8 protein-coding genes and 1 other RNA gene are annotated in these 11,564 nt (G+C 70.7%); 7 read left to right on the top strand and 2 right to left on the bottom strand.

Annotation, left to right across the window (positions count from 1 at the left end; genetic code table 11):
- Window positions 1-18 precede the first annotated feature (18 nt).
- Together AC1MEY_RS11895 and rnpB are read left to right on the top strand one after the other, a co-directional pair.
- A complete protein-coding gene (locus AC1MEY_RS11895) occupies window positions 19-1,563 on the top strand; it encodes an FAD-dependent oxidoreductase (RefSeq protein ID WP_480230822.1) in 1,545 nt (514 codons plus the stop codon).
- A 120-nt stretch (window positions 1,564-1,683) separates the two neighbouring features.
- An RNA gene (gene rnpB, locus AC1MEY_RS11890) (RNase P RNA component class A) lies at window positions 1,684-2,095 on the top strand.
- 16 nt (window positions 2,096-2,111) lie between these two features.
- Here the strand turns inward: rnpB and AC1MEY_RS11885 are convergent.
- Window positions 2,112-3,590, bottom strand: coding sequence for a CYTH and CHAD domain-containing protein (locus AC1MEY_RS11885; RefSeq protein ID WP_480230821.1), 1,479 nt, complete (start codon window positions 3,588-3,590; stop codon window positions 2,112-2,114).
- Between the two features lie 164 nt (window positions 3,591-3,754).
- On the opposite strand from AC1MEY_RS11885, the gene AC1MEY_RS11880 reads away from it, so the two are divergent.
- Window positions 3,755-4,534, top strand: coding sequence for an enoyl-CoA hydratase/isomerase family protein (locus tag AC1MEY_RS11880; protein WP_480230820.1), 780 nt, complete (start codon window positions 3,755-3,757; stop codon window positions 4,532-4,534).
- On the opposite strand, the gene panB is transcribed toward AC1MEY_RS11880, so the two are convergent.
- The gene (gene panB, locus AC1MEY_RS11875) at window positions 4,535-5,389 is read right to left on the bottom strand and encodes a 3-methyl-2-oxobutanoate hydroxymethyltransferase (RefSeq protein WP_480230819.1); all 855 of its coding nucleotides are present in this window, start codon (window positions 5,387-5,389) and stop codon (window positions 4,535-4,537) included.
- A gap of 156 nt (window positions 5,390-5,545) precedes the next feature.
- On the opposite strand from panB, the gene AC1MEY_RS11870 reads away from it, so the two are divergent.
- The 4 genes from AC1MEY_RS11870 to AC1MEY_RS11855 all read left to right on the top strand — a co-directional run bounded on the left by AC1MEY_RS11870 (window position 5,546) and on the right by AC1MEY_RS11855 (window position 11,563).
- On the top strand, window positions 5,546-6,937 hold the full coding sequence (locus AC1MEY_RS11870; protein WP_480230818.1) for a WS/DGAT/MGAT family O-acyltransferase: 1,392 nt from the start codon (window positions 5,546-5,548) through the stop codon (window positions 6,935-6,937).
- A 56-nt stretch (window positions 6,938-6,993) separates the two neighbouring features.
- On the top strand, window positions 6,994-8,505 hold the full coding sequence (locus tag AC1MEY_RS11865; protein ID WP_480230817.1) for an alpha/beta hydrolase: 1,512 nt from the start codon (window positions 6,994-6,996) through the stop codon (window positions 8,503-8,505).
- A gap of 107 nt (window positions 8,506-8,612) precedes the next feature.
- Complete coding sequence (locus AC1MEY_RS11860; protein WP_480230816.1) at window positions 8,613-10,151, top strand: alpha/beta hydrolase; 1,539 nt, start codon at window positions 8,613-8,615, stop codon at window positions 10,149-10,151.
- A gap of 74 nt (window positions 10,152-10,225) precedes the next feature.
- Window positions 10,226-11,563 (top strand): glutamine synthetase family protein, encoded by a 1,338-nt coding sequence (locus AC1MEY_RS11855; RefSeq protein ID WP_480230815.1) that lies wholly within the window; start codon window positions 10,226-10,228, stop codon window positions 11,561-11,563.
- Window position 11,564: the final 1 nt, after the last annotated feature.

The following is an 11,564-nucleotide window of genomic DNA, read 5'->3' as shown; positions in this document are numbered from 1 at the left end:
GTCGGCAAGCTCGAACCCATGGAAGCGCAGTGGGATTGCATCGTGGTCGGTGGTGGCGCCGCAGGGTTGAGCGCCGCCTTGGTCCTGGGTCGTGCGCGGCGCCGCACGCTGGTGGTGGACGCGGGCGCACCGAGCAACGGCGCGGCCCACGGGATCGGCGGGCTCCTGGGCTCCGACGGCCGTCCCCCCGCCGAGCTGTACGCGAGGGGACGCGCCGAACTCGGCGCCTATCCGTCGGTGGAGGTCCGCAGCGGCGAAGTCGTCCGAGGGCGAGCCGGTTTCGTCCTCGAGCTGGCCGACGGGACCACCGAACGGGCCCGGACCGTACTGCTCGCCACCGGAATGGACTACGAGACGCCCGACGTCCCCGGTCTGGCACCGCTGTGGGGCCGATCGGTGTTCCACTGCCCGTTCTGCCACGGCTGGGAGGTGCGCGACGCACCGGTCGCGGTGCTGGCGACGGGGGATCGCGCAGTGCACTCCGCGCTGCTGCTACGCGGTTGGACCGACGACGTCGTCGTCCTCGCGGGGGAGTCGGAACTCGACGACCACCAGCGTGGCCGGCTCGCCGCGGCGGGAGTGACGGTGGACCACCGGTCCGTCGCGGGCGTCGTCGCGCAGGACGGCGAGCTGGCCGCGATCGCCTTCGCCGACGGCAGCCGGCTGCCGCGACGAGGTCTGCTGGTCGCGACCACGCTGCACCAGAGATCGCCGCTGGCCGAGCAGCTCGGTGCGGCCGTCGAACCGAACCGGCTCGCCGCCGATGCGCTGCGCGTCGACGAGTTCCAGCGCACGTCGGTGCCCGGCCTGTTCGCCGCAGGCGACGTGGCGGCGCAGATGCCGCAGGTGGCGGCCGCGGTGGCGGCGGGCAGCCTCGCCGGAGCCTCGGTGGTGCAGAGCCTGCTCGGGGAGGACGTCGGACTCCCGGTCCCGCCGTGGCCGGTGCCGCCCGCGGACGAGTTCTGGGAACGGCACTACGGCCAACGCGACCGCGTGTGGAGCGGCCGCGTCAACGCCCAGCTCGCGACGATCGCTGCCGATCTGCCGGCGGGGCGGGCACTGGACCTGGGCTGCGGCGAGGGCGGTGACGCCGTGTGGCTTGCCGAGCAGGGCTGGCAGGTGACGGCCGTCGACATCTCGGCGACCGCCCTGGAACGGGCCGCCGAGGAGGCGACCGCCCGCGGCGTCGCCGACCGGATCGACTTCGCCCGGCACGACCTCTCCGACGACTTCCCCTCCGGCACCTACGACCTCGTCTCGGCCCAGTTCCTGCACTCGACGGTGCGACTGGAACGGCCGAGGATCCTCTCCGACGCCGCGCGGGCGGTGGCCCCGGGCGGGCACCTGGTCGTCGTCGACCACGGCTCCGTGCCGCCGGGGTCGACCAAGGTGCCACACGATCACCCGTTCCCCGGCACCGACGAGGTGCTGGCCGGGCTCGATCTGCCTGCCGCGGAGTGGGACCGGGTCAGGGTCGAGGCGGTCGACCGGGAGGTGACCGGACACGACGGCGAGGTGGTCACGATCGCCGACAACGTGATGGTGTTGCGCCGGCGGGAGTGAGCTGGTCGCCGAGCCTACGGTTGGTGACGGAAATCAGCCGACATCCGTCACCAACTGTCGTCTCGGCGAAAGGCGAGGTGGTAGCCGACGCACCGACCGGAGTACGGTGATCGGCGCGGACGAGTTGGCCGGGCGGCCGCGGACCACGGGTTCGCCCGTAGTTCGAGGAAAGTCCGGACTTCACAGAGCAGGGTGATTGCCAACGGCAATCCGAGGTGACTCGCGGGAAAGTGCCACAGAGAACAGACCGCCGCCGCCGGCCTTCGGGCCGGTGGAGGTAAGGGTGAAACGGTGCGGTAAGAGCGCACCAGCATTCCGGGTGACCGGAGTGGCTAGGCAAACCCCACCCGAAGCAAGGCCAAGAAGGCCGCAACCTGGTTGCGGCTGCGCAGGCGTCCGAGGGCTGCTCGCCCGAGTCTGCGGGTAGGCCGCTCGAGGCACCCGGTGACGGTGTGTCCAGATGGATGGTCGCCGCCCCGGCACCGGCAACGGTGGCGGGGAACAGAATCCGGCTTACAGGCCAACTCGTCCGCCCGCCACCGGCTCGGTCAGCCGGCCGCCTTGCGCAACCGCTTGAGCACGTCGTCGAGCTGATCCTCGGCGGACCGCGCGACCTGCTCCTCGCTGCTGAACAGCAGCCCGTAGGTGAAGGTGTCCTCGCCCGCGACGTGCGCGGCGGTGGCCTCGTGCAGCAGGTGCTTGCGGCTGACGACGCTGTCCTGGTGATCGCCGAGCAGCGACTGGATGGCTTTCGCGCCGTCGGCCACGTCACCCTTGCCGGTGGCGGCCGCGGTGTAGCGAAGTCGCTTCGCGCTCTTGCGTATACGGTGTAGCGCCTCGTCCTTCTCCTCGGGGGAGAGATCGGGATCGGCCTTCGCCTGCTCCGCGACCTTGGCCGCCTTGCGCACCTTGCGGTACGCGGACTCGACGGTGGTCTGCTTGGGGGGCTCGCCGGACTCCGACGTCACCGGCTCGGCCGACGCCAGCGCGTCGAGCGCGTCGAGCATCCGGAAGTACCGCTCGGAGCGCATCGCGGTCAGCGACCGCCGCCAGCCGGCCTCGTAGCGCCGCTTGGCGCCGTCGATCAGCCGGGTCCGGACGGGCCCACGGACCAGGTGGTCGGGCAGGGCGTCGAGCGACTTCTCGTAGCGCTCGGCGAGCACCTCGGCGTCGCGCGCCACGCCCAGCACGCCGGCGAGCAGCTTCAACTCCTCGAGCACGAACGCGTCGTCGTTCAGGCCGAAGGACTCCTCCGACCCCTTGACCAGGCTGCGGATCTTGCGGGTCGTCACCCGCATCTGGTGCACGGAGTCCCAGGCGTCGGTGCGGACCGCGCGGTCCCACACCAGCAGTTCCTCGATCTGCTCGGCGACCGCCCGGTGCACCGGGTCGTCGCTCGGCGGCCGTCGCTCCGGCGCCGTGGCCGCCAGCACCTTGCCCACCTTCGATCCGTGGCCGGCCGGTGTGGCACCGGCGTCGAGCAGCCGCGCGGCGAGCCGCTCCAGCAGCCCGGGATCGGCGCCCTCGGCGAGTTCGAGTTCCCACTCGCGCCACGTCTGCTCGTCCCCGCCGACCGCCGACGCCGTCACCTGGTCGTCACAGAACTCGGCCACCGGCGACCCCGACTGGTCGAACAGGACGTCGACGGTGCGGACCGTCGAGATGCGTGCAACGGGGACGAGGTCGCGGTCGCGGACGATGGCGAGCACCACGTCGCGCAACTCGTCGGGCACGGCGTCGCCGTCGCCCAGCGGCAGCCGCACCTCGGTGCGCGCGTCGGCCCCGGCGGGCAGCTTGAGATGCCAGCCCGCGTCGGGTCCGCCCGTGCGCCGTCGCAGCGTCACGCGGCGTTCGCCGAGGTGCTGGCCCTCGGTGTCGTAGTAGACGGCGTCGAGGTGCTGGGGCTCCGACCGGTCCACCCGTCCGATCACGGACAGGCCCTGGAAGGACGGGGACACGGTCTCACCGGTGACGGCGAACTTGCGTTCGATCTCGGTGTGGCGGGACGCCTTGCGCTTGTCGGCCATCTTCACCTTCGGTCGGGGGGGAACGGTGGGCTCAAATCCGTGAACAGGGTGCCACATTCAGGTGAACGGACGGCACCGCCGCGGTCCGGCCCGCAGGGGCGGCACCAGGGCGGACGTTACACATGCTCCGTGGCCCGTAAGGAGGGTGCGATACCGTGCTGCGCATGCCCGAATTCGAGACGCTGACGTTCACCGAGACCGGCCCGGTCACCACCATCGTGCTCAACCGGCCCGACGCCGCCAACGGCATGAACGACGTCCTCACCCGCGAACTGGCCGTCGCCGCCGCCCTCTGCGACACCGCGGCGACCAAGGTCGTGACGATCACCGGTGCCGGACGGTTCTTCTGCGCCGGCGGCGACCTCAAGGCCATGGCCGCCGCCCCCGACGCGGGGACCTTCGTCAAGGGCATCGCCGCCGACCTGCACCGCGCGCTGTCGACCTTCGCCCGGATGGACGCCGTCGTGATCACCTCGGTCAACGGCACGGCCGCCGGCGCCGGGTTCAGCCTCGCCGTGACCGGCGACCTGGCGATCGCGGCCGAGTCCGCGAAGTTCACGATGGCGTACACCAAGGCCGGTCTGAGCCCCGACGGCAGCTCGTCGTACTACCTGCCCCGCCTGATCGGCATCCGTCGCACCCAGCAGCTCATGCTGGCCAACCGCACGCTCACCGCCGCCGAGGCACTCGACTGGGGCCTGCTCACCGAGGTGGTCCCGGACGCCGATCTCGGCGCGCGCACCGAGGAGCTGGCCGGGCAGATGGCAGCGACGTCACGCACGTCCAACGCCGCGGTGAAGCGGCTGCTGCTGGACACCTTCTCGAACGGCATCGAGAGCCAGATGGAGCTGGAGGCGCGCTACATCGCCGACTGCGCGCGTTCCGCCGACGGCCAGGAGGGCATCGCGGCCTTCGTCGGCAAGCGTGCGCCGACGTTCGGGTAGCTAGAAGGAGTGCTCCTCGGCCGGGAACGCCCCGGTCGCCACGTCGCGGGCGTACTCCGTTGCGGCACGGCGCAATTCGTCGCCGACGTTGCCGAAGCGCTTGACGAACTTCGCGGTCCGGCCCGCGGTCATGCCGGCCATGTCCTGCCACACCAGCACCTGGGCGTCGCAGTTCGGGCCCGCGCCGATGCCGACCGTGGGGATGGTCAGCTTGCCGGTGATCTGGGTGGCCAGCTCGGCGGGCACCATCTCGAGGACGACGGCGATGGCGCCTGCCTCGGCGACGGCGATCGCGTCGTGGACGGTCTGCTCGGCGGCATCTCCGCGGCCCTGCACCCGGAACCCGCCGAGGCCGTTGACGCTCTGCGGCGTGAAGCCGATGTGGGCCACCACCGGGATGCCGGCCTGGGTGAGCGTGGCGATCTGAGCGGCGACCCGCTCACCGCCCTCGAGCTTGACCGCCGCCGCGCCGGTCTCCTTCATGAAGCGCGTCGCGGTCTCCAGCGCCTGCTGCGGTCCGGCCTCGTAGCTGCCGAACGGCAGGTCGGCGACCACCAGCGCATGGGGTGCGCCGCGCACCACGCCGCGGACCAGCGGGATCAGTTCGTCGATGGTGACGGGGACCGTGGTGTCGTAGCCGTAGACCACGTTGGCCGCGGAGTCGCCGACCAGCAGGACCGGGATCTCGGCGTCGTCGAAGACGCGCGCGGTGGAGAAGTCGTACGCCGTGAGCATCGCCCACTTGTGGCCTTCGGACTTCCACTTCAGGAGGTGATGGGTGCGCACCTTGGTGCGGGGCTTGGCCGCTGCGGGGGCCGGATCGGTGGCAGCACCGTAAATCGTCTGCTCAGACATCATTGTCCCTATCTGGTCGGGCGTCCTCGAGGCCCGATCTCGGGTCCCCGGGTCGTACTGACCCCACAAGTGTGGCACCCGGGGCGCCGAAGATGAACCGCGGGTGAAGTGGATTTCCTCACACCTCGCGTGCCACCCCGGCCTACCATCGGCGACATGCAACGGCTGAGCGGTCTCGACGCGAGTTTCCTGTACCTCGAGACACCCGCGCAGCCGCTGCACGTCTGCTCGGTGCTGGAGATCGATCCCGCGACCATTCCCGGCGGCTATTCGTTCGACCGGCTGCGCGACGCGCTCGCCATCCGCATCAAGGCCATGCCCGAGTTCCGGGAGAAGCTCGCCGACAACCGGCTCAACCTGGATCACCCGGTTCGGGTGGAGGACAAGGACTTCGACCTCGAACGTCACCTGCACCGCATCGGACTGCCGTCGCCCGGTGGTCGCGCCGAACTCGCCGAGATCTGCGGGCACATCGCGTCGCTGACCCTCGACCGCAGCCGGCCGCTGTGGGAGATGTGGGTCATCGAGAACGTCGCGAGCCTCGACGGCGAGGGGGAGGACCGGCTCGCGGTGCTCACCAAGGTGCACCACTCCGGCGTCGACGGCGTCACCGGCGCCAACCTGATGTCGCAGCTGTGCGCCACCGAACCCGATCCGCCGCCGCCGGACCCGGTGGCGGGCGTGGGACAGGCGTCGGACCTGGAGATCGCGATCGGCGGTGCCATCCGGTTCGCCACCCGCCCGATGAAGCTCGCGAACGTGCTGCCCGCCACCGTGTCGACGGTGGTCGACACCGTGAAGCGGGCCCGCAACGGCCAGTCGATGGCGGCGCCGCTCAACGCCCCGAAGACGCGGTTCAACGTCAACGTCACCGCCCGGCGCAACGTCGCCTTCGCCCAGTTGGACCTCGACGACGTCAAGATGGTGAAGAACCACTACGGGGTCAAGGTCAACGACGTCGTGATGGCACTGGTCTCCGGGGTGCTGCGGCGCTTCCTGCTCGACACCGACGAGCTGCCCGACAGCTCGCTCGTCGCGATGGTGCCCGTGTCGGTCCACGACAAGTCCGACCGGCCGGGGCGCAACCAGGTCTCCGGCATGTTCGCCAGCCTGCAGACCGACATCGAGGATCCGGGACAGCGCATCAAGGCCATCTCGGAGGCCAATTCACTTGCGAAGCAACACAGTACGGCGATCGGTGCCACGCTGCTGCAGGACTGGGCGCAGTTCGCCGCGCCCGCGGTGTTCGGGGTGGCGATGCGCGTATACGCCCGCAGCAACCTCAGCGGGGCCCGCCCCGTCCACAACCTCGTGGTCTCCAACGTGCCGGGGCCGCAGGTGCCGCTGTACTTCCTGGGCGCCGAGGTCAAGGCCATGTACCCGCTGGGCCCGATCTTCCACGGCTCCGGCCTCAACATCACGGTGATGTCGCTGACCGGCACGCTCGACGTCGGCCTGATCTCCTGCCCGGATCTGCTGCCCGACCTGTGGGACATGGCCGACGACTTCCGCGTCGCTCTCGACGAGTTGGTGGCCTCCACGAAGTAGGCGCGCGCGTACGCCCTCAGCTGCGCCGATGTCGGGTCATGGCAGCATGGGCAGCCATGAACCTCAAGAGCGGGGTCCTCGCGGCCGCCATGGTGATGATCGTGGTGGCCGGCTGCAGCAAATTGGTCGACGGGCGCGCGATCGTGGGCGCCCCGCCGCCGGGGTCGCCCGTCCAGTGGTCGCAGTGCGAGACCGACGAGTCCGCCGACGTGCCGATCCCGTCGAGCGCCCAGTGCGGCATGCTGTCGGTCCCCGTCGACTACGCCAAGCCCGACGGCGACGTCGCCCAGCTCGCCCTGATCCGCTTCCCCGCCACGGGAGACAAGATCGGATCCCTCGTCGTCAACCCCGGCGGCCCCGGCGAGTCCGGTGTGACCGCGGCGGCCTCGGTGGTGGGCAGCCTGCCGCAGCAGGTGCGGGAGCGCTTCGACCTCGTCGGCTTCGATCCGCGCGGCGTGGGCAAGTCGACGCCCGCGGTGTGGTGCAACTCCGACGAGGACAACGACCGTCTGCGGGCCGACCCGCAGGTCGACTACACCCCCGAGGGCGTCGCGCACATCGAGTCCGAGACGAAGGCTTTCGTCGACCGCTGCGTCGAGAAGATGGGCGACGAGTTCCTGGCCAACGTCGGAACTGCCAGCGTCGCAAAGGATCTCGAGGCCATCCGCGTGGCCGTCGGAGACGACAAGCTGAGCTACCTCGGCTACTCGTACGGCACCCGGATCGGCGCCGCCTACGCCGAGGAGTTCCCCGACAAGGTGCGCGCCCTGATCCTCGACGGCGCCGTCGACCCCAATGCCGACCCGCTCGAGGCGGACATCCGCCAGGCCGCGGCGTTCCAGACCGCGTTCAACGACTACGCCGCCGACTGCGCGAAGAGTCCGGACTGCCCGCTGGGCACCGACCCGACGAAGGCCGTCGACGTCTACAAGACGCTCGTCGACCCACTCGTCGCCGCGCCCGCCGAGACCAGGGACCCGCGCGGGCTCAGCTACGGCGACGCGATCATCGGCACCATCCTGCCGCTGTACTCGCCGAACCTGTGGCGCCACCTCACCCAGGCCCTCTCCGAACTGAAGGCGGGCCGCGGCGACACGATGCTCGCGCTCGCCGACCTGTACATGGGCCGCGACCCCGAGGGGCACTACAACAACTCGACCGACGTCCGCGTCGCCGTGAACTGCGTCGACGAGCCGCCGGTGACCGACCGCGCGAAGATCATCGAGCAGGACCGGCGGGCGCGGGAGGTGGCGCCGTTCATGAGCTACGGGCAGTTCACCGGCAACGCCCCGATGGGGACGTGCGCGTTCTGGCCCGTACCGCCGACGTCGACGCCCCACGAACTGAAGATCGACGGGCTGCCGCCCACGCTGGTGGTGTCCACCACCAACGACCCGGCCACGCCGTACCAGGCGGGTGTGGACCTGGCCAAGCAACTCGGCGGCGCGCTCCTGACGTTCGACGGCACGCAGCACACCGTGGTGTTCCAGGGCGACCGCTGCGTCGACGACATCGCGACCCGCTACCTCATCGACGGCGCCGTGCCGCCGGCCGGGGCTCGTTGCTGACCGTTCGCTGACGCGCCGGTCGGCAGGTCACCGAAGCATCACCGTCCGGTTGCCGACCAGTCACCGCTGCACAGCGGATGCGGCCGCGAAGCCCGTTGCGTGCGAGCATGATCGCCATGTGGCGGGTGGCAAGACGAATTCTGGTACCGCTCGTCATCGGAACCATGGCGGTCGTCGGCGTCATGGCGGGTCCGTCGGCGTCGGCGGCGCCCGAGGGCGAAGCGGTGCAGGCCTACGGCCAACCGCCGCTGTGGGGGAGTTGCGCCGCGCTGGTCGGTGACGCCGCAGCCATCCCCACCGCACAGTGCGGCACGGTCGGCGTACCCGTCGACTACGCGAATCCCACGGGCCCGCAGGCCCAGTTGGCGGTCGTCCGCGTGCCGGCCACCGGCGACCGGATCGGGGTGCTGATGGTCAACCCGGGCGGACCGGGCGCGTCGGCCGTCGAGACCGTCGCCGGGATGGCCGCCGGGCTCGCGGGCACCGAGATCACCCGCCGCTTCGACCTCGTCGGGTTCGACCCACGCGGCGTCGCGCACTCCACCCCGCAGGTGCGCTGCCGCAGCGACGCCGAGTTCGACGCCTACCGGCGCGAGCCGATGGCCGACTACAGCCCGGCGGGCGTCGCCGCGATCGAATCCGTCTACGCCACGATGATCCAGGGCTGCCTCGACAAGTCGGGCCGGGACTTCCTCGCCAACGTGGGGACCGCGTCCACCGCTCGGGACATGGACGTCGTGCGCGCCGCGCTGGGCGAGAACCAGATCAACTACCTCGGCTTCTCCTACGGCACCGAACTCGGTGCGCGCTACGCCGAGCTGTACCCCGAGCGCGTGCGCGCCATGGTGCTCGACGGCGCCGTGGACCCCGGCTCGAATCCGATCGCCGAGAACATCCGTCAGCTCGCGGGCTTCCAGCAGGCCTTCGACGACTACGCCGCCGACTGCGCCCGGTCCACCGACTGCCCGCTCGGGCAGGACCCGAGCCAGTTCGTGGCCCGCTACCACCAGCTCGTCAACCCGCTCGTCTACGGGCCGGCACCCACCAGCGACCCGCGTGGGCTGAGCTACTCCGACGCGATCACGGGCACCGTCAACGCGCTGTACACGAAGCGGTACTGGAAGTACCTCACCAGCGGACTGCTCGGCCTGTCCCGCGGCACCGATCCCGGCGACCTGCTCCTGCTGGCCGACGACTACCAGGAGCGCGACGCGGCGGGGCACTACACGAACCAGCAGGACGCGTTCACCGCGATCCGCTGCGTCGACGCGCCGTACCCCACCGACCCCGCCGTGTGGGCCGACGCCGACCGCCAGGCCCGCGCCGCCGCGCCGTTCATGGCCTACGGGGAGTTCACCGGCTACGCGCCGCGCGACCCGTGCTCGATGTGGCCGGTGCCCGCGACCTCGCAACCGCACGACGTCGCGTCCCCGGGACCGGGCAAAGTGGTGGTGGTCTCGACCACGCACGACCCGGCGACGCCGTACCAGGCGGGCGTCGACCTCGCCCGGCAGCTCGACGCCTCGCTCATCACGTTCGACGGCACGCAGCACACCGTGGTGTTCAACGGCGACGCCTGCGTGGACCCGGCGGTCGTGACGTTCCTGGTCGACTCGACGCTGCCGCCGGCGGGCCTCCGCTGCTGAGCGGAACACCGCGAAATGGAACGGGTTTCCAGCACGTAACACGGATTTAACAGCCGGTGCATACGCTTCCGCACATGGACCGGCAGAAGGAATTCGTGCTGCGCACGCTGGAGGAACGCGACATCCGGTTCGTCCGTCTCTGGTTCACCGACGTCCTCGGATACCTCAAGTCGGTCGCGATCGCGCCGGCCGAACTCGAGGGCGCGTTCGAGGAGGGCATCGGCTTCGACGGATCGTCCATCGAGGGCTTCGCCCGGGTGTCCGAGGCCGACATGGTGGCCCGCCCCGACCCGTCCACGTTCCAGGTCCTGCCGTGGACGACGAGCGGCGGCAAGCACCACTCGGCGCGCATGTTCTGCGACATCACGATGCCCGACGGGTCGCCCTCCTGGGCCGACTCGCGGCACGTCCTGCGCCGTCAGCTGGCCAAGGCCAGCGACCTCGGCTTCTCCTGCTACGTGCACCCCGAGATCGAGTTCTTCCTCCTCAAGCCCGGCCCCGACGACGCGACGCCGGTGCCCGCCGACAACGGCGGCTACTTCGACCAGGCCGTGCACGACTCGGCGCCCAACTTCCGCAGGCACGCCATCGACGCGCTCGAGCAGATGGGCATCTCGGTCGAGTTCAGCCACCACGAGGGCGCGCCGGGCCAGCAGGAGATCGACCTGCGCTACGCCGACGCCCTGTCGATGGCCGACAACGTGATGACGTTCCGCTACGTCGTCAAGGAGGTCGCGCTGACCGAGGGCGTGCGGGCGTCGTTCATGCCCAAGCCCTTCGCCGAGTATCCCGGCTCGGCCATGCACACCCACATGAGCCTGTTCGAGGGCGACACCAACGCCTTCCACGCCTCCGACGACCCGCTGCAGCTGTCCGACGTGGGCAAGGCGTTCATCGCCGGCATCCTCGAACACGCCACCGAGATCAGCGCCGTCACCAACCAGTGGGTGAACTCCTACAAGCGACTCGTGCACGGCGGCGAGGCCCCGACGGCGGCGTCCTGGGGTGCGGCGAACCGCTCCGCCCTGGTGCGGGTGCCGATGTACACGCCGCGCAAGGCGTCGTCGCGCCGCATCGAGGTGCGCAGCCCCGACTCCGCGTGCAACCCCTACCTCGCCTTCGCGGTGCTCCTCGCCGCAGGACTGCGTGGCGTCGAGAAGAACTACCAGCTGGCACCCGAGGCCGAGGACAACGTCTGGACCCTCACCCCCGAGGAACGCCGCGCCATGGGCTACAAGGAACTGCCCGGCAGCCTCGGCGTCGCGCTCACCGAGATGGAGAACTCCGAGCTGGTGGCCGAGGCGTTGGGGGAGCACGTCTTCGACTTCTTCCTGCGCAACAAGCGGACCGAGTGGGAGAACTACCGCAGCCACGTGACGCCGTTCGAGCTGAAGGCGTACCTCTCGCTGTAGG

The sequence above is a fragment of the Mycobacterium sp. PTI7 genome, assembly GCF_056679845.1.
Note: the sequence above shows the minus strand (reverse complement) of the source record. Positions and strands in the feature narration are given on the sequence as shown.